21 protein-coding genes, 1 tRNA gene and 2 pseudogenes are annotated in these 23,699 nt (G+C 63.6%); 18 read left to right on the top strand and 6 right to left on the bottom strand.

Annotation, left to right across the window (positions count from 1 at the left end; translation table 11 throughout):
- Positions 1–193 precede the first annotated feature (193 nt).
- From AC0NIE_RS06125 to AC0NIE_RS06110, 4 genes are all read left to right on the top strand, one after another.
- On the top strand, positions 194–1,165 hold the full coding sequence (locus AC0NIE_RS06125; RefSeq protein WP_473490043.1) for an IS110 family RNA-guided transposase: 972 nt from the start codon (positions 194–196) through the stop codon (positions 1,163–1,165).
- Between the two features lie 261 nt (positions 1,166–1,426).
- Positions 1,427–2,071, top strand: a complete 645-nt coding sequence (locus AC0NIE_RS06120) for a carbonic anhydrase (RefSeq protein WP_473485831.1) — start codon at positions 1,427–1,429, stop codon at positions 2,069–2,071.
- Positions 2,072–2,080: 9 nt separating this feature from the next.
- Positions 2,081–2,491 carry a nuclear transport factor 2 family protein gene (locus AC0NIE_RS06115; protein ID WP_473485832.1) on the top strand — a complete coding sequence of 137 codons (411 nt, stop codon included), beginning with the start codon at positions 2,081–2,083 and terminating at the stop codon, positions 2,489–2,491.
- Positions 2,492–2,615: 124 nt separating this feature from the next.
- Positions 2,616–4,670 (top strand): M3 family metallopeptidase, encoded by a 2,055-nt coding sequence (locus tag AC0NIE_RS06110; protein WP_473485833.1) that lies wholly within the window; start codon positions 2,616–2,618, stop codon positions 4,668–4,670.
- Between the two features lie 310 nt (positions 4,671–4,980).
- Here AC0NIE_RS06110 and AC0NIE_RS06105 read toward each other — a convergent pair whose 3' ends face one another.
- Both AC0NIE_RS06105 and AC0NIE_RS06100 read right to left on the bottom strand, forming a co-directional pair.
- On the bottom strand, positions 4,981–5,295 hold the full coding sequence (locus AC0NIE_RS06105) for a DUF167 family protein (RefSeq protein ID WP_473485834.1): 315 nt from the start codon (positions 5,293–5,295) through the stop codon (positions 4,981–4,983).
- Positions 5,296–5,305: 10 nt separating this feature from the next.
- Positions 5,306–5,593: a YggT family protein gene (locus tag AC0NIE_RS06100; RefSeq protein WP_473485835.1), complete on the bottom strand. Its 288-nt coding sequence runs from the start codon at positions 5,591–5,593 to the stop codon at positions 5,306–5,308.
- Between the two features lie 159 nt (positions 5,594–5,752).
- On the opposite strand from AC0NIE_RS06100, the gene AC0NIE_RS06095 reads away from it, so the two are divergent.
- The 14 genes from AC0NIE_RS06095 to AC0NIE_RS06030 all read left to right on the top strand — a co-directional run bounded on the left by AC0NIE_RS06095 (position 5,753) and on the right by AC0NIE_RS06030 (position 19,245).
- Positions 5,753–5,828: transfer RNA gene (locus AC0NIE_RS06095), tRNA-Ala, on the top strand.
- 131 nt (positions 5,829–5,959) lie between these two features.
- Positions 5,960–6,340 (top strand): hypothetical protein, encoded by a 381-nt coding sequence (locus AC0NIE_RS06090; RefSeq protein ID WP_473485836.1) that lies wholly within the window; start codon positions 5,960–5,962, stop codon positions 6,338–6,340.
- Between the two features lie 21 nt (positions 6,341–6,361).
- Complete coding sequence (locus tag AC0NIE_RS06085) at positions 6,362–7,144, top strand: SDR family oxidoreductase (RefSeq protein WP_473485837.1); 783 nt, start codon at positions 6,362–6,364, stop codon at positions 7,142–7,144.
- Positions 7,141–7,323, top strand: coding sequence for a hypothetical protein (locus AC0NIE_RS06080; protein WP_473485838.1), 183 nt, complete (start codon positions 7,141–7,143; stop codon positions 7,321–7,323). Before AC0NIE_RS06085 ends, AC0NIE_RS06080 begins: the two co-directional genes overlap by 4 nt.
- Before the next feature lie 166 nt (positions 7,324–7,489).
- Complete coding sequence (locus AC0NIE_RS06075; protein ID WP_473485839.1) at positions 7,490–8,404, top strand: sugar phosphate isomerase/epimerase family protein; 915 nt, start codon at positions 7,490–7,492, stop codon at positions 8,402–8,404.
- Between the two features lie 45 nt (positions 8,405–8,449).
- Positions 8,450–9,484, top strand: a complete 1,035-nt coding sequence (locus AC0NIE_RS06070; protein WP_473485840.1) for an ABC transporter substrate-binding protein — start codon at positions 8,450–8,452, stop codon at positions 9,482–9,484.
- 285 nt (positions 9,485–9,769) lie between these two features.
- Positions 9,770–11,308, top strand: a complete 1,539-nt coding sequence (locus tag AC0NIE_RS06065; protein WP_473485841.1) for a sugar ABC transporter ATP-binding protein — start codon at positions 9,770–9,772, stop codon at positions 11,306–11,308.
- Positions 11,305–12,276, top strand: a complete 972-nt coding sequence (locus tag AC0NIE_RS06060) for an ABC transporter permease (RefSeq protein WP_473485842.1) — start codon at positions 11,305–11,307, stop codon at positions 12,274–12,276. Before AC0NIE_RS06065 ends, AC0NIE_RS06060 begins: the two co-directional genes overlap by 4 nt.
- A 334-nt stretch (positions 12,277–12,610) precedes the next feature.
- Complete coding sequence (locus AC0NIE_RS06055; protein ID WP_077380804.1) at positions 12,611–13,591, top strand: ABC transporter permease; 981 nt, start codon at positions 12,611–12,613, stop codon at positions 13,589–13,591.
- A 153-nt stretch (positions 13,592–13,744) separates the two neighbouring features.
- On the top strand, positions 13,745–13,999 hold the full coding sequence (locus AC0NIE_RS06050) for a hypothetical protein (RefSeq protein WP_133254785.1): 255 nt from the start codon (positions 13,745–13,747) through the stop codon (positions 13,997–13,999).
- A gap of 177 nt (positions 14,000–14,176) precedes the next feature.
- On the top strand, positions 14,177–14,782 hold the full coding sequence (locus tag AC0NIE_RS06045) for a helix-turn-helix transcriptional regulator (RefSeq protein WP_473485843.1): 606 nt from the start codon (positions 14,177–14,179) through the stop codon (positions 14,780–14,782).
- A 28-nt stretch (positions 14,783–14,810) separates the two neighbouring features.
- Positions 14,811–15,989, top strand: coding sequence for a hypothetical protein (locus AC0NIE_RS06040; RefSeq protein ID WP_473485844.1), 1,179 nt, complete (start codon positions 14,811–14,813; stop codon positions 15,987–15,989).
- A 371-nt stretch (positions 15,990–16,360) separates the two neighbouring features.
- Entirely contained in the window at positions 16,361–18,382 is a 2,022-nt protein-coding gene (locus AC0NIE_RS06035; protein WP_473485845.1) for a hypothetical protein, read from the top strand.
- Positions 18,383–18,567: 185 nt separating this feature from the next.
- Positions 18,568–19,245, top strand: coding sequence for a methyltransferase family protein (locus AC0NIE_RS06030; RefSeq protein WP_244602857.1), 678 nt, complete (start codon positions 18,568–18,570; stop codon positions 19,243–19,245).
- A gap of 43 nt (positions 19,246–19,288) precedes the next feature.
- On the opposite strand, the pseudogene AC0NIE_RS06025 reads toward AC0NIE_RS06030, so the two are convergent.
- The 4 genes and pseudogenes from AC0NIE_RS06025 to AC0NIE_RS06010 all read right to left on the bottom strand — a co-directional run bounded on the left by AC0NIE_RS06025 (position 19,289) and on the right by AC0NIE_RS06010 (position 23,680).
- A pseudogene (locus AC0NIE_RS06025) lies at positions 19,289–19,723 on the bottom strand (EamA family transporter).
- 411 nt (positions 19,724–20,134) lie between these two features.
- Positions 20,135–20,420: pseudogene (locus tag AC0NIE_RS06020) on the bottom strand (ATP-binding protein); the annotation flags it as partial.
- Positions 20,421–20,560: 140 nt separating this feature from the next.
- On the bottom strand, positions 20,561–21,691 hold the full coding sequence (gene ampH / locus AC0NIE_RS06015) for a D-alanyl-D-alanine-carboxypeptidase/endopeptidase AmpH (protein ID WP_473485846.1): 1,131 nt from the start codon (positions 21,689–21,691) through the stop codon (positions 20,561–20,563).
- A 489-nt stretch (positions 21,692–22,180) separates the two neighbouring features.
- Positions 22,181–23,680, bottom strand: coding sequence for a helicase HerA domain-containing protein (locus AC0NIE_RS06010; protein WP_473485847.1), 1,500 nt, complete (start codon positions 23,678–23,680; stop codon positions 22,181–22,183).
- Positions 23,681–23,699 lie beyond the last annotated feature (19 nt).

The following is a 23,699-nucleotide window of genomic DNA, read 5'->3' as shown; positions in this document are numbered from 1 at the left end:
ATCGCATTGGGCGAAGGCCCCTTGCATGTTCGGATTGCGGCTATTTGTGCAAGATAGCTGTACTCCCCGACGGATGGCCGTCCGCCGGGGAGTGGACGGATGGGACCGTACGCCCCTTGGTGTGAGCCGCGGATGAGCAAGGTCCATTCGTTCTCACATTGGTCCTGAACAGATGATGGGGAGCAAGTCCCGCATGCAAGGCAAGGTATTGTCCGAACCGAATGCGACGCCGCCAGTCTATGCCGGCATCGACGTGTGTAAAGAGTGGCTGGATGTCTACGTCCATCCGGCCGGCAAGAGCTTCCGCGTCGCCAATGACAGTGGCGGACTGCGGCGGCTGAAGCGCCTGCTCGGCGAGCTTGCGGTGAGGCGGGTGGTCCTGGAGGCGACGTCCAAATACCATCGGGCGGCGCAACGCTCGCTGCACGAGGCGGGATTGGCCGTGGCCGTCGTCAACCCGCTGCGCGCTCGGCTCTTTGCCGAAGCCTGCGGCCAGCTCGCCAAGACCGATAGGATCGACGCCAGGCTGCTGGCCTTGATGGGGGTCGCACTCGAACCGGCCGAGACGGTACCGGCTTCGCTTGCGATGGAAGCATTGCAGGAAATCGTCGGCGTGCGCGGTGCCGCCAGTGCCGAACGCACCGCGCTCATCAACCGCTTGGCGACACTCCAAAGCCCCTTTCTGCGCGCCGAACTCAAGCGCAGACTGCGGATGATCGAACGCCACCTCGTCCGTCTCGAAACCGAAACCGCTCGCCTGATCTCGGCCGACCCCGCCCTTGCCCGCCGCCACGCCATCTTGGTGTCGATCCCGGGCATTGGCCCGATCACGGCCACCGCGCTGCTGGTCGGTCTCGCCGAGATGGGCACGCTCAACGCCAAACAGGCGGCCATGCTGACCGGCCTCGCCCCCGTCGCCCACGACAGCGGGCCGCGTCAGGGCCGCCGTGCAATCAAAGGCGGACGCAAGGCTGTCAGAAACGTCCTCTACATGGCGGCGCTGTCGGCAAGCCGCTACAACAAGGACCTTGCCGCCTTCGCCGCACGCCTGCGCAACGCCGGAAAGGCCGCAAAGGTCATCCTCGTCGCCGTCATGCGAAAGCTCGTCGTCATGGCCAACGCACTCATCGCCCAAGACCGCTTCTGGAGCCCAATCGCCCCTTGACAACAAACACAGATGCTCATCCGACCCTTTCGGGCCACCTTCTCCCCGCTGGGGAGAAGAGGCTGGCACCGGCGCCTGCGACCTCTTCTTCCCTTGGGGAGAAGGTGGCCGTAGCGAAGCGGAGGCCGGATGAGGGGGCCTTCCAGCATGGCAATTGCAGCCATCTGCGATTCGGCATTGCTCGCGACCGGCTTTTGCCGTTAGAGCCTTCCTGACTTGAAAGAGCTGCCGTCTAACCCCGAAAGGCTCCAGACGCCGCCGATGCCTCACCTCCCTGACCATCTGCTCACCGGCTACCGCAATTTCATGAACGGCCGCTATCTCGCCGAAAGCGGACGCTATCGCTCGCTCGCTCGCGAGGGCCAGGCCCCCGAAACGATGATCATTGCTTGCTGCGACTCGCGCGCGGCTCCCGAGGCGATCTTTGACGCTCGCCCCGGCGAACTCTTCGTGCTGCGCAATGTCGGCAATCTGGTACCGCCCTATGCGCCCGACGACCAGTTCCACTCGACCTCGGCGGCGCTCGAGTTCGCCGTGCAGAGCCTCAAGGTGAAGAACATCGTGGTGATGGGCCATGGCCGCTGTGGCGGCATCCGCGCGGCACTCGACAGTACGGCAGCGCCCCTTTCACCCGGCGACTTCATCGGCAAATGGATGAGCCTGATTGCGCCGGCGGCCGAGACCGTGTCGTCAAGCACCTTCATGACGGCGACCGAGCGGCAGACCGCGCTCGAGCGCATTTCGATCCGCTATTCGATTGCCAATCTCAGGACCTTTCCCTGCGTCTCGATCCTGGAAGGCAAGGGACGGCTGTCGCTGCACGGCGCCTGGTTCGACATCTCGACCGGCGAGCTCTGGGTGATGAACAAGGACACCGGTGACTTCGAGCGGCCGGAGATGACGTAGGAGGCTTGCATGGTATGCCGTTCGATCGCCTTGGCCGCAGCGGCGCTGCTGATTTCACTCATGTCCGCCCACGCCGATGACGGCGCGCTCATCGACCGCTGGTACGCGGCGCTGCTGGTCGCCGATCGCACGGAATTGTCGGATCTGCTTGCCGACGACGTCCGGATAAAACTCGACGATCTCGGCGTCGTCCAGACCAAGCAGGAATTCATCGCCTCGATCGACGACTGGGAAGGCGCTGTCGCCGGGGCTGAAATCCGGCATCGGATCGAGAAGACCGAGGGTGGCGTCACCACGGTCATCGCCTGCTATGATTTCCCCAACAACGACATGCTGATGCAGGAAACCTTCGCGATCAGCGACAACCGCATCACCGCCAGTTCGCAGGCGGCGATCGCGGAAAACTGTGACGGCTACTGACCGGCCGCGATATTGCGTGCGGCAAGCCAGCGCCTTACATCGGTGGTGGTCCCGACCTGCCTCTACAGCCACTCAGCGAAAGCCCCTCACTTACGAAAGCCCCTCACTTAACGGAAGATTGTCCATGCCGTCCACGAATACCGTCGACCTCGCCGCCCATCCGCTGACCGCATGGCAAGGGCCGCTCGGCCTGCCCGATTTCACCCGCATCGGCGACGGCGATTTTTCTCCGGTGTTCGATGCGGCGTTAAAGGCGCATGAGGCCGAGATCGAGGCGATAGCGGGCAATGCCGAGACGCCGACCGTCGAGAATACGCTTGCAGCACTAGAGCTTGGCGGCGAGGCGCTCGACCATGTCTCGTCGATCTTCTGGTGCCGGGCCGGCGCCCACACCAACGAGGCGATCCAGGCGCTGGAGCGCGACATCTCGCCAAAGATGTCGCGGCATTTCTCGGCGATCTCGATGAACGAGAGGCTGTTTGCCCGCATCGACGATCTCTACCAGCGCCGCGAGGCCCTGAAGCTCGATGCAGAAACGCTGCGGGTGCTGGAAAAGACCTGGAAAAATTTCGTCCGCTCCGGCGCCAAGCTCGACGCCGAGGGCAAGAAGCGGCTGGCGACGATCAATGAGGAGCTGTCGTCGCTCGGCACGATTTTCGGCCAGAACCTGCTTGCCGACGAGCGCGACTGGGCGCTGTTTCTTGATCAGGCCGACCTTGCCGGCCTGCCGGAATTCCTGAAAAGCGCGATGGCGGAGGCCGCCGAGATGCGTGGCCAGAAGGGCCGCTATGCCGTCACCCTGTCGCGTTCGATCTACGAGCCGTTCTCGACCTTCTCCGAGCGCCGTAACCTGCGCGAGATTGCCTTCCGCGCCTTCACCATGCGCGGCCAGAACGGCGGCGCCACCGACAACACCGCCGTGGTGCGCGATATGCTGCGTCTCCGCGCCGAAAAGGCGAAGCTGCTCGGCTACGCTTCCTACGCCGCCCTGAAGCTCGACGACACCATGGCAAAGACGCCGGAGGCGGTGCATACGCTGCTCGACCCGGTCTGGGAAAAGGCGTTGGAAAAGGCCGCAAGCGACCAGATCGAATTGCAGCGGCTGGCGGCCGAGGCCGGCAGCAACGAAGAATTCGCCGCCTGGGACTGGCGCTTCTATCAGGAGAAGCTGCGCGCCGAGAAATTCGCCTTCGACGAGGCCGAGCTGAAGCCCTATCTGCAGCTCGACCGCATCATCGACGCCTGTTTCGAAGTGGCGACACGATTGTTCGGCATCACCTTCGAGGAGAAGAAAGGCATCGCCGCCTGGCATCCGGACGCACGCGTTTTCGTCGTCAGAAATGCCGACGGCAGCGAGCGCGGTCTATTCCTGGCCGACTATTTCGCGCGGCCCTCAAAGCGCTCCGGCGCCTGGATGAGCGCGCTGAAGTCCGGCTACAAGCTTGGCGATGGCTCGAAGCCGGTCATCTACAACATCATGAATTTCGCCAAGCCGCCGGAGGGCGAGGCAGCACTTTTGTCGGTCGATGAGGCCAAAACCCTGTTCCACGAATTCGGTCATGCGCTGCATGGCATGCTGACCGAAGTCACCTGGCCATCGGTCGCGGGCACCTCGGTCAGCCGCGATTTCGTCGAACTGCCCTCGCAGCTCTACGAGCACTGGCTAACGGTGCCGGCGGTGCTGGAAAAGCATGCGCTGCACGTGACGACCGGCAAGCCGATGCCGAAGGCGCTGGTCGACAAGATGCTGGCGGCGCGCACCTTCGGCGCCGGCTTCGCCACGGTCGAATTCACCGCCTCAGCACTGGTCGACATGGCCTACCACGCGCGGTCGGATGCGCCGGAGGAGCCGCTTCGTTTCGAAGCCGAAACGCTTGAGAAGCTCAACATGCCCGACACCATCGCCATGCGCCATCGCACCCCGCATTTCGGTCACATCTTTGCCGGCGACGGCTATTCGGCCGGCTACTATTCCTACATGTGGTCGGAGGTGCTCGACGCCGACGCCTTCGCCGCCTTCGAGGAGATGGGCGACCCGTTCAATCCGGCGCTGGCCGAGCGGCTCAGGAAGAACATCTACGCCGCCGGCGGCTCCAAGGACCCGGAAGAGCTCTACACCGCCTTCCGCGGCAAGATGCCGTCGCCCGAAGCGATGATGATCAAGCGCGGGCTGGTGTAAACGCCGAAGCTGCCAATCTCCCCCTTGCGGGCAGGGTAATCGCATTTGGATTCTTGCGAAGATGGACCCCCACCCTAACCCTCCCCACAAGGGGGAGGGAACGCTGCCGCGCGCCCTTACTTCCCCTTTGGCGCCGAAAGGCAGGCAATTTGCCGAGGTCAGCGCCAGCGGAAGTCTCCCTCCCCCTTGTGGGGAGGGGTTAGGGGTGGGGGTACATCGTAGAGCGAAAGCCTCGGCTTTCCACCTGCGATAGCCCTGCCCTTGTGGGGGAGATGCCAAGTATTGGCAAAGAGGGCAGGACTGAGACGGTTCAAGCGCTGCTAAGCGCCTCGATGGCTTTCGCCAGCGCAGCCGGATCGCCGAGGATGCGCAGCGTCTTCAGCCGGGCCGTGCCGCCGGCGACGACCGAGACGGCCGATCGCGACACTCCCAGCGCCTTGGCGACCAGCCGTACGAGCGCTTGGTTGGCGGCGCCGTTTTCCGGCACGGCGCGGACGCGCGCCTTCAGGTGGCTTCGCCCGTCTCCCGAGGTCTCGATGCCTTCGAGCCTGTCCATCGCCGCTTTCGGCGTCAGCCGGACGAACAGGTCGACACCGTCATTACGCAAGCGAAACGAGGTGCTCATAAACGCTTGGTCAGACCAGCGGTAACACCGTGGTGAGCAGGAACTGCCTGAGGAAGAACAGGATCAGAAGCAGGATGATCGGCGAAATATCGATGCCGCCGAGATCGGGCAGGAAGCGGCGGATCGGCCGCAGCGCCGGCTCGGTCAGCCGGAACAGCATGTTGCTGACGCTATCGACGAACTGGTTGCGCGAGTTGACGACGTTGAAGGCGTAGAGCCATGAGAAAATCGCCGAAGCGATGATGATCCACCAATAAATGTCAAGCGCCAGGACAATGGTCTGAATGAGGGCTATCATGCCGGTCTCCGATTGGTTGCCGACATGTAGCCATTACGGGCGAAAGCGGCAAGAGCTTCCGCGGCCACGCCAGGCCGGTGGCTGGCCGCGCGGCTTTTGGGCAAAACGCAGTCTTGACAGGAAACCGCCGCGCCCGATAAATGCGGCCATCCGCTGGACGGGGCTGTAGCTCAGCTGGGAGAGCGCGTCGTTCGCAATGACGAGGTCAGGAGTTCGATCCTCCTCAGCTCCACCAGCGGAAATTTACCCCAGTAAAATCAAGAAGATAGCTGTACCGGCGCACCCCGAAGGCGCTCTGGCGGAAGGCCGCTTTGAGCTTGGGGCTTAAACCTGCCCATCAAGCCATTCTCGCAGATCGCGGTCCTCGTGATCTTCAGCGATAGATGGTCTCGTCCTAACGTACCAGATCACGGCAAATCCACCGGCCGCCCACGCGCCAGCAAACACGTCTACGATGATGTCCGTCACTTCAAAACCCCTAAGCCCAACCCACATTTAGCTCGACCGAAATCGCTCCACAACAGCAAAATCAGGTCGTTGCCGGAGTGGGCTGGCGCCCCGCCTGGGGGAGTCATGCTGTTGTCAGATGCCCAATCAGCCGCATCTTTGCAGCGGCCCAACGCCAATCTGCATTTTCTCAATGGCATGGTCGGCGCCGCGCAGGCCTCGCTCGGCCGCATCGACAATGGCCTCGACATCGCTTCGAGCGCATGGTTGATCTGCTGGCTTCCATATCTGAAAAAATGAAACGTTGTTCCGGGAGGAGGAATGGAACTTCGGCTAGACAACAAGGTGGTGCTGGTCACCGGTGCGACGCAAGGCATTGGCCGGGCGATCGCCGAGACGCTCGCGCGTTCTGGTGCCGGCGGTCTGCTGGTCACCGGCCGCGAGCCCGTGCGCGGCAACGAAGTGGCGACGTCGCTCTCCCAGGCCGGCACGCCAACCGCGTTCGTCGCCGCCGATCTGGCGGATACCACGGCGCCGGCGCGGCTGGTGGACGAATGCGTCAGTCGTTTCGGCCGTATCGACGCGCTGGTCAACGCCGCCGGCCTGACCAACCGCGCCTCGTTTCTCGATGCCGACCTCGACGATTGGGCGGCGCTGTTCGCCGTCAATGCGCGGGCGCCGTTCTTCCTGATGCAGGCAGCCATCACGCAGATGCGCAAGCAAGGTCAAGGCGGCGCCATCGTCAACATCCTGTCGATCAACGCGCATTGCGGCTCGCCGGAACTCGCCGTCTATTCGGCCACCAAGGGCGCGTTAGCCACACTCACCCGCAATGCCGCCAATGCGCACCGATTCGACCGCATCCGCGTTAACGGCATCAATGTCGGCTGGACCGACACGCCGGCCGAACGCATCATGCAAGCCGAGACGCTGGGGCATGGCCCGGGCTGGATCGACGCCGCCAACGCGTCGCAGCCTTTCGGGCGCCTGCTGGCAGCCGACGAGGTGGCCAACCTCACTGTCTTCCTGCTCGCCGACGCCTCCGGGCCGATGACCGGCGCGCTGATCGACCAGGAGCAATGGGTCGTCGGGGCGAACCGGTGACGGCTTCCGCATCGCCCGAACCGCTGGGCCCGGCACTGCTTAGCCGGCTTCCTCCTTCCGTCCAAAAGCCGTCCTACGACCGGACAGCGCTGGCCCCGGGCATCGCCCATATCGGCGTCGGCGCCTTCCACCGCTGCTTTGCCGGGTGGCGCGGGAATGGCGGACTGGATCGCCGCTAACGATGATTTCCGCACGGCTGTCACGGCCAGTCACGACGGCTTGCTCTGCGACGATCCGATGGCGTTCGTCGGACAGGTTTGCGCATTGCCGGCGGCCACACGGTTGAAGCGGCCCGCACAATCGGCATAGTAGATCGGTCGTGGATCACGACCAGGGGAGGGCAATATGAAGCTCGGACTGCTCACCGCACCGTTTGCCGACACCTCGCTCGGCGAGGTCGCCGACTGGGCAAGTTCTGCCGGCTTCGAGGCGCTGGAGATCGCCTGCTGGCCGAAATCCTCAGGCGCTGCCCGGCGCTATGCCGGCACCAGCCATATCGACGCCGCCTCGACCTCGGCCACGCAGGCGAAGGAAATCGCCGCCGCACTGGCGGAAGAGAACCTGTCGATCTCCGGCCTCGGCTTTTATCCCAATCCGCTGCATCCCGATGCCGCCCGCCGCAAGGCCGTCATCGATCATTTGAAGAAGGTGATCGTGCTGGCGAGCCATATGGGCGTGCCGGTGGTCAACACCTTCTGCGGCGGCGACGCTTCAAAAACCATCGACGCCAACTGGCAAGAGGCACTCAAGGTCTGGCCCGCTATCATCGCCCATGCGCGCGACAACGGCGTCAAGCTGGCCTTTGAGAACTGCCCGATGATCTTCAGCTATGACGAATGGCCGGGCGGCCACAACATCGCCTATTCGCCCCATATCTGGCGCCGCATTCTCGAGGCGTGGGGCGGCGACGTCGGCATGAATTTCGACCCGTCGCATCTGGTCTGGCAGATGATCGACCAGGCCCGCTTCATCAGGGAATTCGGCCCGTACATGCTGCATGTTCATGCCAAGGACCTGATGATCGATCATGATGGACTTTACGAGCGCGGTATTCTCTCGGCCGGCATGGGCTGGCAGGTGCCGCGCATGCCGGGGCTTGGCGATGTCGACTGGAATGTGATCTTCTCCGGCCTCTACCGGGCCGGCTACGACGGGCCCATCATCATCGAGCACGAGGACCGGGGGTTTGAGGGGAGCGATGAAAAGGTCAAGCGCGGCTTTCTGCTGGCCCGCGACGTGCTGCGCCCCTTCGTGAAATGAGCCCCTTTTCGAACTGAACTGAGATCAATGTGGAGGAAGACTGAAATGAAAAAATATCTGGCAATGGTCCCGCTGCTTGCCGGCGCGGCATTTCTGGCTTCGGTGGGCGTCTCGTCCGCTGAAGCCAAATACACGATCGGCGTCTCCAACACGGTGCAGGGCAACGGCTGGCGCGAGGAGATGATCTGCGCCATCAAGGCGCAGGCGCTCGCCTCCGGCGAGGTGACCAAGCTCAACATTGCCCATCGCAACACCGACGCCGCCGGCCAGCTCGAGGACATCCGCAACCTGATCAGCGCCAAGGTCAACGCCATCGTCGTCAACCCGGCCGATCCCGCCGGCATCAAGTCAGCCCTCGAGGAAGCCACCAAGGCCGGCATCGTCGTCGTCGCCGTCGACCAGGCGGTCACCGAGCCCTCGGCCTACATCATCTCCAACAACCAGGAGCAGTACGCCTATCTCGGCGCCAAATGGCTGTTCCAGCAGATCGGCGGCAAGGGCGACGTCGTCTACATGCGCGGCGCGGCCGGCGCCTCGGCCGACAGCGACCGCGACAAGGGTTTCAAGAAGGCGCTTGCCGAATTCCCCGACGTGAAGGTCGTGCACGAGGTTTTCACCGGCTGGCAGCAGGACCAGGGCAAGCAGCAGATCCTCGATTTCATCGCCACCGGATCGCCGTTCAACGGCATCTGGACCTCGGGCATCGACAATGTGATCGTCGACGCGCTGGTCGAGTCGCAGACGCCGCTGGTGCCGGTGGTCGGCGCCGACAATGCCGGCTTCGTCGGCCAGCTGAACTCGGTCGAAGGCCTTGTCGGCGCGGCGGTGACCAATCCCGGTTCGATCGGCGGCGCCGGCGTGACGCTGGCTCTGCAGATCCTGAACGGCAAGAAGCCGGCGGAGCAGACCGTGCTGGTCGAACCGCAGCTCTGGGAGAACGCCACCGAAGAGGGCAAGGCCAAGCTGAAGGGCGCGGCCGATCCGTCGCTGAGCCCGGAATGGCCGGTCTCGATCTCCATCCCGGAGTGGACCACCTACACCAAGGACCAGATCATCGCCTGCAAGGGCCCGGGCGAGTAAAGATCGCTTCAGCCGTAGCGCGAGGGACGGCGAACTGCCGTCCTCGCGCTACAAAGAGTTGATAGACTGGCGCTCTACGGCGCCCGCCTCTGTCCTGCCGGACATCTCCCCCACAAGGGGGGAGATCAGCCGTCACCAAGGCTTTGGCCAATCTTCGGCGTTGCAAGAAGAGGGCCAGCGTCAAAGCTGCTAATCTCCCTCCTTGTGGGGGAGATGTCCGGCAGGACAGAGGGGGGCGCCGTAGAGCGCCAGCAATAGAGTTTCGGGAACGAGAGCAACGCGATTTTGACCACCAACCCCCTCCTGGACGCCACCGGCGTCGTGAAGACTTACGGCGCCGTGGTGGCGCTGCGCAACGCGTCGCTGTCGGTTGTGCCGGGCGAGGTTCACGCCCTGATGGGCGCCAATGGCGCCGGCAAATCGACGCTGGTAAAAATCCTGACCGGCGCCATCCGCGCCGATGCCGGGCATATCCTGATCCGCGGCGAAGCCCGCGACGTGCGCTCGCCCGCCGATGCGCGCCGCGCCGGCCTGCTTCCGGTTTACCAGGAACCATCGCTCATCCCCGATCTCGACGTCGCCTCCAATCTTCGCCTGACCGACACGCCGGTCGAGCCGTTCCGCGCCTGGGTGCGCGAACTCGGCATTCCCGACCTCGACATCCGCGACACCGCGCGCGACATCCCGCTTGCCGTGCTGCGCGTGCTCGATCTGGCGCGGGCGCTGGCGGTCGAGCCCGACGTTCTGCTGCTCGACGAAATGACCGCGGCACTGCCGGCAAACCTTGCCGAAAAGGTGCTCGAGGTCGTTCGCCGCCAGGGCGACAGCGGCCGTTCGGTGATCTTCATTTCCCACCGTTTTGTCGAGATATCGGCACTTTGCGACCGTGCCACCGTGCTTCGCGACGGCGAGACCGTCGGCGTCGTCGACATCGAACCAGGCGTCGAGGAGCGCATCGTCGAGATGATGCTCGGCGCCAAGGTCGAAAAGACGCAAGTGGCGGCGCGCCAGGCGGGCCAGGCCGCTTCGCCTAGGGATAGCCGTCCGCGCCTCGGCGTGGCGAACCTTCGTGTCGGCACCAAGCTCAACGACGTCTCGTTCGACCTGGCCAACGGCGAGGTTGCGGGCGTCGTCGCGCTTGAGGGACAAGGCCAGGACGAGCTCTTCGCCGCCCTCGCCGGCTCCATCCGCCCGTCCGGCGGCACGATCGAGGTGGACGGGAAGCCGATGAGATTCGTGCATCCGGCCGATGCGATCCGCGCCGGCATTGCCTATGTGCCCGGCGACCGCACCGAAGCTTTGACCATGCAGCGCTCCGTGCGCGAAAACATCGCGCTCCCGTTCAGCGCCGCGTTGCGCAACTGGGGGCCGATCAACATGGCGCAGGAACGCTCCAGCGTCGTCAGTGCGATCGAGCGTCTGCAGATCGACACGCGCGCCCAGCGCGAGGTGCAGCGCCTGTCCGGCGGCAACCAGCAGAAGGTGACGATCGCCCGCTGGATCGCCGCCGAAGCACAGACCATCCTCTGCTTCGACCCGACACGCGGCATCGATGTCGGCACCAAGCAGGAGATCTACAAGCTGCTGCGCGAACTCGCCGACCAGGGCAAGTCCGTGCTGTTCTATACATCCGAGCTCGAGGAGGTACAGCGTGTCTGCGATCGCGTCATCGTCATCTTTGGAGGGCGCGTCGTCGATGTCTTCCCCGTCGAACTCGCCGACGAGCCGGCGCTGATGCGCGCCGCCTATGGCTTGCCGCGCGGCGCCAAGGAGGATGTCGGCATTCTCGCCGATATCCACTCGAGCCCGGTGGCGAAACCTTGACCCGCCTCGTCCGCCGTCAGGGCTGGGTCGCAGGCCTGCTTGTCCTCTTCGTGGTCCTCTTCGTGATCACCAGGCTCATCCAGCCGGGCTATGGCAGCGGCGATTTCGGCTCGCTGGTGCGCGCCGTGCTGCCCTACGCCTTTGCCGTGGCCGCCCAGACGATTGTCGTCATCGCCGGCGGCATCGATCTTTCCGTCGGCGCCATGATGGCGCTGACCAGCGTCACCGCCGCCTCGATGATGGACGGCGCCAGCGAGGAATACGCGCTTTTCGTCGTGCCGTTCGTGCTGGCCATGGGACTGGTGCTGGGCGCCGTCAACGGCATGCTGATCGTCGTCACCCGCGTGCCCGACATCGTCGTCACGCTGGCCACCCTCTTCGTTCTGCAGGGCGCGGCGCTGCTGGTCCTCAGTGCGCCCGGCGGCGCGGTCGCCGAATGGCTGAGGGCGACCATCGTCGGGACGGTCGCGATCCCGGGGCTGCCCGGGATCTCCGCCTGGATACCGAAGGCGCTGGTGCTTTTGGTCGTCTGCCTCTGCATCATCTGGATACCGCTCAAGCGCTCAAAACTCGGCCTGTCGATCTACGCCATCGGCAGCAGCGAGCTCGCTGCGTTTCGCAGCGGCGTGCCTGTCGCGCGCACCAAGATCATCGCCTACGCCCTGTCGGGGCTTTTCGCTGCCATGGGCGGGCTGGCGCTGACCATGAGCACAGGCATCGGCGCCCCCATTCCCGGCCCCTATCTTCTTGCCAGCGTGGCGGCGGTCGTGCTCGGCGGCGTCGCACTTGGCGGCGGCAAGGGCGGGTTGCTCGGCCCGATCGTCGCGGTCTTCGTGCTGCGGCTGGTGCGCACCGACCTGACGCTGCTGGCCATCGATCCCAACGTCACCGCAATCATCGAGGGCGCGATCATGGTCGCCGTTGTCATGTTCGGCGCCTTCATCACCATGCGGAGCCGGCCATCATGAGAGGCGAGGTGATGCTGACGATCTCTCCCTTTAAGGCAAAGCAATCGCGTATGAGAGACCCCCTCATCCGGCCGCTTCGCGTCCACCTTCTCCCCGTTGGGGAGAAGAGGCTGGCGTCGACGCTGGCGACCTCCTCTCCCCTCGGGGAGAGGTCGGATTGCCCCGAATTGCCCTTCGCAATTCGGTTGGCAATCCGGGTGAGGGGGCACTTGCTCCTATGCGATCGCCCTGTCCCTCGTGGCGACCGGCAGGACAGAGGGGGGCGCCGTGGAACGCCATCCTCCCCCAACCGGAACAGCACCAACATCGGGCAAAACCAATCGCGAGCAACGTCATGAGCACAACCGCGATCCAACCGGTACCCTTCGGCCGCCGCCTCAAGCGCTTCATGGCCGACCGGCCGCTGATTCCCCTGATCATCCTGCTCGTCATCCTGGTGCTGGTGCTGCAGATCCTGCGCCCCGGCATCGTCAACGAGCGGTGGCTTGCCAACACCGTCAAATTCGCCATCCCGCTGGCAATTCTGGCCGGCTGCCAGACCATGACCATGCTGACCGGCGGCATCGATCTGTCGGTCGGAACCGTAGCGACGATGAGCGCCTTCATCATGGCGACGCAGGTCGTCAATCATGACCCGGCGGTGGCGATCCTCATCGCACTTGTGCCGGCGGTGCTCATTGGCCTGGTCAACGGCATCGGCGTCGGCGTGTTTCGCGTGCACCCGCTGATCATGACGCTCGGCACCAGCCTGATCGGCACCGGCTGCCTGCAGGTCTATCAGCGTACCGTCATCGCTTCGGGCGCCAAGATTCCGCCCTTCCTGGCCTGGCTCGGCACCGGCCTGACCTATGGCGTGCCCAATGCGCTGCTGTTGTTCGTGCCCATCGCCGTCCTCATTGTTTTCACCTTGAACCGCACCGGGTTCGGCCGCCTGCTTTACGCGGTCGGCGACAATGAAGGGGCAGCACGCCTGTCCGGCGTCCGCTACTGGCAGGTAATCACCGCGCTCTACGTCATCTCGAGCGTGCTCGCAGGGATTACCGGGCTGCTCTACATCGGCCTGATCAAGGCGCCGTCGCTGTCGCTGGCAGAGCCGCTGGTGCTGCCCTCGGTAGCAGCCGCCGTGATCGGCGGAACCTCGATCTTCGGCGGCCGCGGCGGCTACACCGGCACCATCATCGGGGCGCTGATCCTCACCGTGCTGACGACGCTGCTCACCATCCTGCAGATGCCAGAAGGCGCGCGGCGGATACTGTTCGGGCTGATCGTGCTGTTTGTGACGGCGGCTTATCTGCGGATTATTGAGGATCGGTAGGGGAGGATTGACGCGAGCAGCTGCTTTGACCCGAAGCAGACTCTCGCAAACGGAGCCGTGCATGACAGCTTTGCGCCCCGATGTCGTGCATCGAGATCAGAATTGCCGCTTCCTGAGAGCCGACATCCCAAGCGACCACGCTGAGGGTCGTGGTTGCCGGGAGCAGTCATTCGGTGGAAGCTGGATAAATGTCCGCTTTGCGCCGCCAATTACGGACTTCCGCTGACGCCGGCCCGCTGTCAGGACGACCTGCTCGTGGGCGGTGGCGTAGAAGGAACCAACACCTTCCGGTTTTCCGCCACGGCCGGAGAGGGCGATTTCCCTACGCTCGCAGATTTGGTGGCGCGCTTCGATGGCGTCGCGCTCGACACGAATAATGATTTTGGGTTCCGGGGCGACGCGGCATGACCGGGAGCGTGGAGATCACGCTGGCGGGATCGCGTTGCTCGGCGCCGATGACCTTTTCTTCATCACGTGACTGACGCCCTCGCCCATCTGTTGCACGTTGCGGCTGGCAGGCGCAAAATGGCGGCGACATGGCGAGCCAAGGGCGCGCAGCCGCTACTCGAGCTTCGGAGACAGACTATGGACTGGACCAAGGGACGCGGCCGGCAGATCCTGATTGCGGGTGCGGTGGGGGCCTTCGCCCTCCTGCTCGGCATGGAGGCGGTGAGGGAGGATGAGGTGGTGACCCTCACCGAGCTGTTGACGGAAGCGGCGGGCATTGCACTTCTCGTAGGCTGCTCGGCCTGCGTTGCGCTCCTGTCCTCGCGCCTGCGGGAGCAGGAAGCGGAAAGCTTCGACATGCGCGATGAGATTGCGCGAATCCGTGAGCGCGACACGCAGTGGCGGGCCGGCCTGGATGACCATTTCCAGGAACTCGGCGCCGCCATCCAGCGCCAGTTTGCGGCTTGGGGTTGCACCCAGACGGAGCAGGAGGTCGGGCTCCTGCTGCTCAAGGGCTTCAGCCACAAGGAGATCGCGCGAATCCGGGGAGCAAGCGAAGCGACCATTCGCCAGCAAGCGACTGCGCTCTACCACAAGGCTGAGCTCTCGGGCCGCGCGGCGCTCTCTGCCTATTTCCTCGAGGAGTTGCTTCTGCCGCCGGTGCCGTCGAACTCCTTGGAGGCTCGCAACGGCCTTGCTCGTCCCGAGATGTCGAGCCGGCCGGCCGCTTCGCGCCGGGCGTAGCGCGGAGCTAGCTCCAGGGTCACGGGCCGTGCGCTTTCTTGCCTCAGTTCTCACCGGCCTGGGGTTGCTTGTATTCTCAACTCCAGTACTGGCCGAAGATCCAGTAGCGGAGCTGGTCGAGGGCTGCGCGGCGCCCTGCGTCAGTTACGAACTATCTACGGAACTTCAAAACGACTGGATTTTTGCGGCCGATCCGTCATTCCTGACGTCCGACGTGCTTCAACCGACATTCACAGCCGATTTGCTTTTCGCGCCGACGGATTATCTGCAACTGGAGACTTCCATCATCACCGAGCCGGTGGTGGACTCGGCGCCCGGCGAGAATACGGTTCTTGAAGGAATTGGCACCTACGTAGCCGAACTGTATACCGTGATCGAGGCAGGTCCCGCTACCACGCGGGCCGGAAAATTCGATACGATCTTCAGTCTCGCCAGCGAAGTCGCGCCAGGGATCAATGCCACGGAACTGGTGTCGGATTTCGACGCGGACGAACGTCTAGGCGGGGAAATTGTTCTCCGCTTCGAAAACCTCGGGTTGAACCATGCTTTGGCAGCGACTGCATTCACAACCGATCGCACGATCCTCAGCGAGTCGCTCTTTACCAACCGGGGCCGGGCCAGCCTGTCGGATGGCGGCGCGGGCAACACAAAGGGCGTGTCGTCGTTCTCGGTAACTCTTGATGGCTGCGAAGGTTCGGAAACAGCCGATTGCTATTTGGACGGCGAATTTGGCTACAGGTTCGGCTTTCGGTATCAGAGGGCCGGGCATCCTACCGAGGAGGACATCGAAGACGACGTTAAGCTTGGTGACGAACTTGCCTACCTCGCCGCCGCGACCAAGAGTTTCGAACTGGACGAAATGACGCTCAGGCTGCTGGGCGAAACGTCGTATCTTCGGCATTTTGACGGCCGCCAGGACGATGCCCTGGTCGTCACGGGCTCCGCCGCGCTCGACGTAGACTCCTTAACCTATATCGCGACCTACACGGAGCAGACGAACCTGGTCGCCGGAGGTCCGGATACCCGCGATTACCTAGCTGATTTCGAGGTCATATATTCGTCCGACGACAATACGCCGTTCGTTGGATCAAAATGGCAACTCGCCGCCGCCTATACGTTCGCGCGGAATGCGGATCACGAAAACGCTCACATTCTCAGCGTGCGTGCGGTGTTCGATTTCAGCGGAGGTGTGGAGTTCGGCAGGTAGACTGCCGCACGTCGGCACGGAGATAAGGGCCCCAATTGCGTTCACGCATGATGGCCAAGGCGTCCCTTGAAGAAGCCCGTGAACGCCAAAATTGCCCTCCCTCGTTTTGGTCCGCCGCTGGCCAGCTTCAAGGCTTCACGCCCTCAGATACTCGACTGCAGTCCGTGACCGGGAAAGCTGTCATGCTAACTGCCGCCGGCAGGGCACTCACATCCGTAGGATGTGCCGTCTAGGGCTTTGAAAGGCTGAGTCTTTTTACCCGTCACGCCTGCCGGATTCCCGTGAGGCGGGAGCCAAGCCATGCTGGGGACTGCGGCGAGCGTCCGGCCGCGGACGCGCCCGCGACGCGATCCACCTCGGAGGACATTCCCATGGCCATTTTACCCGACTTCGCCGCCGCCACGTTCGGCAATTCCACGAATATCGACAACACGTTCTTTCCGCTGCCCGGCGGCACCATCAACAGCTACGGCGCCGCGCTCATCGATCCCGAGACCGGCGAGGAGGAGACGGAGCGCAACGATCACTTCGCCACGTTCGAAACGAAGATCATCGAGGGCGTCGAGACGATCGTCGTCCGCGATACGGCCTATGCTGACGGCGTTCTCGTCGAGGACACGCTCGACTGGTACGCGCAGGCCGATGACGGCAATGTCTGGTATCTGGGCGAGATCGCGACGAACTACAACTACAACGACGAGGGCGAGTTCATCGGGACCGACTTCGGCGGATCGTGGGAGGCAGGCGTCGACGGCGCCGCGCCGGGCTGGATCATGCGCGCAGCACCGATGCCGGGCGACAGCTATTTTCAGGAGTTCTACGCCGGAGTGGCGGAGGATGAAGGCAAGGTGATCGCGACAGGCCTCGACGTCGAGACCGACTTCGGCTCCTTTCACGGTGTCGTCAAGATCCTCGACACTTCGGGCCTGGAGCCCGGCGTGGGCGCCTACAAGTACTTCGCGCCCGGCATCGGCCTGGTGTTGGAGGAGGAGGTCGTGTTCCCGGAGGACGAGCCCGAGCTCGTCATCGAGATCACGAACAGGCGCGAGGTCGACGTTTCCGCCCCCGTCGATCCGACGGAGCTCGCCTTCGCGGGAGACGGCGCTGCCAAGACCATCACCTTCATCAGCGAGGACGCGAGCACCAACGGCGCGATCGGCGCCTACACTTTCGACACCGCGACGGGCGAAATTGGCGAGGCGCGCATCCTCTTCGCCGACACCGAGGACGTGAAGGCGGGCGCCCAGGCGACGATGGCAGTCGCGGCCGGGCAGTCGCTCGGCCTGTTCCTCATCCCGGATGTCGAGGAACTCGGCCTCGAGCTCGAGGACTACGCAGACGGCGGCCTCTTCTTCCGCAACTTCACCTCGGGCGATGTCGCCGACGTTTACGACGGCGACGACGCGACGACCTACACGCCTGGCCCGGCCACCATCTACGACCGGGTGGCGCCGGTCGTCACCGATGCCGACGGCAACCTGCTGCCGATCCGGGCGTTCCATTCGGTCGGCAACCGCGACGGCTTCAACTTCCTGAACCCGGTGGCCGGCGAGAACGCCCTTGCAAGCGATATCGACGACGGCCTCGCCGGGGTCGAGGTGGTGAGCTTCGAGGATGGCCTGGCCAGCACCGAGGACTTCGACGGCGATTTCGACGATGCTTTCGTTGCCGTTAGCGATGCGCCGCTCAGCGGCGAGACAGTCAATGCCCTGGTTGAAGCAACCGGCATCAGCCGGCGGGTCGGCACGGACGGCCCGGATCGGCTCGTCGGAACCGATGAGGACGATCAGCTCATCGCGCTCGACGGCAATGACGTGATCCGTGGTAGCGGCGGCGGCGACCAGATCGAGGCCGGCGACGGCAACGATCGTGCCTATGGCGGCGCCGGCGATGACGAGATCTCCGGCGAGGAGGGGCACGACCGGCTGTTCGGCGACGAGGGCGACGACGAGATCGATGGCGACGAGGGTCGCGACAGAATCCAGGGCGATGCGGGCGATGACGAACTCGCAGGTGGCGAGGGTAACGACCGGCTCTGCGGCGGCGATGGCTTCGACGAGCTCAAGGGCGGTGAAGGCGACGACCGGCTCCAGGCCGGCGGCGACGGTGCGCGGATGTCCGGCGGCGCGGACGACGATACCCTCTTTGGCGAGGCCGGCGCCGAGGATGTCTTTGTCTTCAACCTGATACCTTTCGGCAGTGACCTGATCCGGGGCTTCGAGAACGGCGCCGATCGCATCGAGATCGCGACCTATACGGGCGTCGAGAGCTTCGAGGACGTCGCCGTCACGCAGGACGGACATTCGACCGTGCTGAGCTTCGCGGAGGGAACCGTAGAGATCGCCAATTTCGACTCCGCGCTGATCAATGCCTCCGATTTCTTCTTCGTCTGACGCGCGGGCGGGGCGCGGTCTCCCTGGCCGCGCCCTTGCCCATCGGCTGGAAGGAGTCACCTGCAAGCGCTACAAGCGCAGCACGGCGCGTGAAGTTCTGATTAATAGTAAGGAATAGGGCCGCATGGGCCGGCGCCGCTTGCTCCGCGGTCATTGGCCCTAAACTTGCGGCGCCTCTCCCGAAAATGAACCGGATGCTTGGCGCGAGCGCCAAAAAGGCCTCTGTCAAAGGAACCATGATGTCCGCTTCAATTGCCCCGCAACCTTTCAATCAGCGAAAGAGACTTCTTGTCGTCCAGGGCTTGAGCATCGCGGCGATCGGATCGCTGTTGTTCTCTCGACCAGGCTGGGACGAAGCATCGACCCTTCATGAACTTATCGAGATGACAGGCTTTGTCCTGATCCTCGTCTGCATATTCGGAAGATTGTGGAGCATCCTATATGTCGGGGGCCGGAAGAACACCGAGTTGGCGGTAAACGGGCCATACTCGATCACTCGCAATCCCCTGTATCTGTTTTCGATGATTGGAGCATTCGGCATCGGCCTCATGTTCGGGTCGATCATCGTTGCCGTCGTTCTCGGAGTGTGCACCTACGCGGTTTTCGGGATGACCGCTAGAAAGGAAGAGGCGTTTCTTCTGGGAAAGTTTGGCCCGAAATACGAGGCGTATGCGGCCAGAACACCACGGTTCTGGCCCAAACTATGGCTTTATCACGACGAGCATCAGCACACGTTCTCCACGAAAGCGCTAAGAAGCACATTCTTCGATGCTCTCTATTTTCTCGCGGTCTTTCCAGCCATCGAAGGCATCGAATACCTCCAGGTGATTGGTTATCTGCCAACCTATTTCTGGCTATTCTAATCCCAAGGTCGAGGCAATCCGCCGTCGCCAACTTGCCTACCATTTAGCCTTTGTAACCCACTAGAACCGCGCCTGTTGCGATCAATATAACACCTACCCAATTCGACAACGACGAGTGCTCCTTGAGGAATGTCACTCCGAACATCGCCACGAGCACGACGCTCAGTTTGTCGATAGGGGCAACGCGTGCCGCATCTCCCAATTGAAGCGCACGGAAATAGCAAATCCACGACGCACCTGCAGCAAGCCCCGACAGGCCGAGGACAGGTAGGTCCTGCTCGAAATAGAGCTAAGCGGCTGGAACTGTTGGTGGCCGCAAAGATCGTCCCAAGGACTAACAGAATAACAATGGTACGGATGAAGGTGGCGAAGTCCGAGCTAACGTTCTCCACTCCGACCTTGGCGAAAATAGCGGTCAGAGCGGGGAAGCAGCCGAGAGCACCGCCCAGGACTGCCACGAGAGGAGAAGGTACTTCACACTTCTTACCCACAAATTGTACCGATCAGGAACGGCGGCGTCCAGCGCGACAAGCAAGTAAGCCGCTGTCGCGAGAGGTTGAAGACGCGCCCCATCATTACGGCTGTCACGTTCGCCCGCAAAGATGTTGCCGAGCGCAGCCCCGCTTTTTTTGGTGCAACTTGCTCGTTGGGTGGGACAGAAGGCAGCTTTCCACACTAAGCTGACCATCGTGCAGTCCGGCCGAGAGGTCCGGTTCGGTCAGGTTATGACGATGCTCACGCCGACATGAACGTCCGCTCTTGAAGATCCGCAGCCTGAAGCTGCCAGTCCGCTCGGCCCCAAACGCGACGTCTGAGTAGCACAATGACCGCTCTTGGCGCTTTTCTGATTTTTGAGCGACGTCAGCTTTCGCCCAAACTGCATCAGCCCTCACACAGCCAAGCTCCCCTGCGCCACCTCCTCCGCATTAGGATCCCCCGGCGCCGTCGCCCAGGCCAATTCCACCAGCGTCACTGTCCGCCTCCCGACCCCGTCAAGCTGGCATACGATCAGCCCCTGCTCCTAGATATAGGTCAGCAGGCGCCGGGCGCGGCGCAGCGAGTGCGAACCATAGGCGCGGGGCAATCGCCGCGTCGCTGGGGCAGGACCAGCCTTCCTTGGCCGCGCGGGCGATCATCATGAACACACCTTGCATATCCTCGGGCAGCAGCGAGGCGCAGGTCGTCCTCAGGAGGGATAGCTAAGCGGTCGGCCGGAAATAGCCGATGTCGCGCTTGCCTTGCCGCGAAACATGCCGTCCGTCAGGCCCCTCCACAGCATTAATCATCGCGCACGTTCCCCCGATCAGCGCGGAAATCAGCGTGGAGCGATCTCTGCGACGAGATCGTTCGTCGTCTTGACCCCAGCCATGAAGCCGGCGGCATTGAATTCGTTCATGACGAAGAAAGCGCCGACGCCGCGTGTCGGTGCAATCGCAACATAGAGAAACATCCCTTGCAGGCCGCCGCTCTTCTGGAGGATGAGCGGGCGATGCTCGTTGGGGAGCATGATGACCCATCCGAGACCCATGGCGTCCATCGGGCCGCCGTCATCCAGCCCCACCACCGACGCGAGCCCGTCCCGGTACAAAAAAGCCGCGTGGTTCACGAGGCGGAACTCGGCGTCGGCCGCGGAAGGCTTGTTGTCGACATGCCAGTTCATCCAGCGCAGCAGGTCGGCCGCGGTCGAGTACAATCCACCGGCGCATTCCATGGCTGTGCTCGTCGGCACGATTGGCATGGGGCTGCCGTCGAAGTTATGGCCCTGCATCAGGCGCGGCTCGTCGTCCGGCCTTGGGTTGAAAACCGTGTCTTTCATGCCGAGGGGATCGAGGACACGCTCCCGAAGGACCTCGGCATAAGGCTTTCCAGAGACATTCGCGAGCGCCGCTCCAAGGAGGTCGTATCCGAAGTTCGAATAGAGAACGGCGGTACCCGGCGTGAACAGCAGCGGATTGTCCTTGAGGGCGGCAATCTGCGCCTCTTTGGTGTTCGTAGAGAAGGGGTCGGAGGGGGGCGCCTCGGCCACTGGCACCTCCCGCGGAAGGCCGGAAGCTTGCGCGACGAGATCGATCAGGCGGAGGGCGTGGCCATCTTTCTCAGGGAGCGGGACGTCCCAGCCAAGGCGATCCTGCAGCCGGTCGGTGAGCTGTACCTTGCCGTCGATCGCCAGCGAGGAAAGCACACTGCCGCAGAACACTTTGCTCACGGACGCGATGCGGAACATTGTGTCGCCGTTGGGCACCTTTTCACTCCCGTCGGCAATCTTGCCGAAACCGGCCAAGGCCGTCTCGCCGTTGCGCACCGCGCCGAAGATCAGGCCAGGCACCTCGGTGGAGAGATACAGGATTGTACCGTTGAACTGCACCGCTTCCGTCAGCAGCTTGTCCTCGGCATGTCCATAAGAGGGAAGGGTGACGGCTGCGATTGCCGTCAAAGCGATGGCCATAAGTCGGCGCGATCGAGACAAACGCATTGCCAAATCCTTTGATGAAGCTGCAGAATAAATCTTCGGAAAACAGCCGCCGCGTAGTATCTTACCATCTCTCCAGAAGCAGGAGATGTCAACAGAACGAACCGAGGGGGTAATCGGCGGCGGTAGCCGTAGTTTCGGCGGCTATTTGCGCTACAGTCCTGCCGTATTTCTTATCCTTCGTCAGTTGATCGGGGCTGATCTCTTCATTGGCAAACCGACGCGCGGGTAATTTAGAAGATATGTAAAGCGCCGTCGGCAGGAGGGAGTGCTGTAGCGTCGAACAACTTACAATAGGCGGATCTGCGTCGCGCCAATCGTCGTCGTATGATGAAGACCGGGCAGAAGAGTTGTGGCGGGCCAGCGAGGCCCTATCTGCGCAAAAAAAGACTCGCCGCTGTACCTGCCGCTTAGCCATACCTCGACTTTATGCGTGGCATTCCCCTTGCGCGCTCGGCCGCCGCCTCACACAGCCAAACTGCCCTGCTCCGCCTCCTCGACGTTGGGGTCGCCGGGTGCCGTTGCCCAGGCCAATTCGACGAGCGTCACGACCCGCCGGCCGAGACCGTCAAGCTGACACACGATCAGGCCCTGCTCCTCGATATAGGTCAGCAGGCGCCGGGCGCGGCGCAGCGAGTGCGAGCCGTAGGCGCGGGCAATCGCCGCGTCGCTCGGGCAGGGCCAGCCTTCCTTGGCCGCGCGGGCGATCATCATGAACACGCCCTGCATATCCTCGGGCAGAAGGGAGGCGCGCACCGAGACATCCTGCCACGCGTCATCGCCTGCCATATCGGAGCCGAGGCCGGCGCGGGCGCGTGTCAGCATGCGGCGGAATTCGGGCAGATCCGGCACGACCGAGGCGAGGCCTTCTATGCGGCAGCGGACCACGAACTCCTGATAGAGCACGCCGATGACACGGAACCCCGCATCGGGCTGCGCCAGCACGGCGCGCAGCACGCGGTCGACGCGCTCACGCCGCTCCGCCAGATCCTCGGCACTGATCGGCGGCTCCACCGGTTCGGGGCGGATTTCCAGCGCCGCCGACTTCGCCGCCATCAGCTGATCGAGCAGGTCCGGCGACGACCGGCGCTGCGGCCGGACAGTTTCCGGCGGCGGGGCTGCCAGGATGATGGCGCGCGCGTCCTCCAGTGCCGCTTCCGGCAGCGGCATCAGCCGCGGCGTGCCATTGCGCGGACTTGTATCCGTCGGGCCGATGCGCAAGCCGAGCGGACGGCGCGACAGCGCCGGGCCCAGCGCCATGAATTGCCCACGCTCCAGGTCGCGAAAAGCCTCCGCCTGCCGCCGCTCCATGCCCAGAAGGTCGGCGGCGCGCGCCATGTCGATGTCGAGAAAAGTCCGGCCCATGAGGAAATTGGAGGCCTCGGCGGCAACGTTCTTGGCGAGCTTGGCCAGTCGCTGGGTGGCGATGATGCCGGCCAGGCCGCGTTTGCGGCCACGGCACATCAAATTGGTCATGGCGCCGAGCGAGAGCTTGCGCGCCTCGTCCGAGACCTCGCCCGCCACTGCCGGCGCGAACAGCTGCGCCTCGTCCACCACCACCAGCATCGGATACCAGTGGTCGCGGGCGACTTCGAAAAGCCCGCCGAGAAAGGCGGCGGCGCGCCGCATCTGGTTCTCGGCGTCGAGCCCCTCGAGATTGAGCACCGTGGAGACGCGATGGATGCGCGCCCGCTCGCCGGCGCTCTGCAGGCCGCGCTCGGTATGCTCCTCGGCATCGATCACCAGATGGCCGAAACAGTCGCCCAGCGACACGAAGTCGCCTTCGGGGTCGATGATGGTCTGCTGCACCCAGGGCGCACTCTGCTCCAGCAGCCGGCGCAGCAGATGGGATTTGCCGGAGCCCGAATTGCCCTGCACCAAAAGGCGGGTCGCCAGCAGCTCCTCAAGATCCAGTGCCGCCGGGGCGCCCGCGGTCGTGTGGCCCATCTCGATCGCAACGGTCATGTCTCGACTCTCCTTGAGG

The sequence above is a fragment of the Mesorhizobium sp. WSM4842 genome, from assembly GCF_055901575.1.
This window is presented reverse-complemented; position numbering and strand designations above follow the sequence as displayed.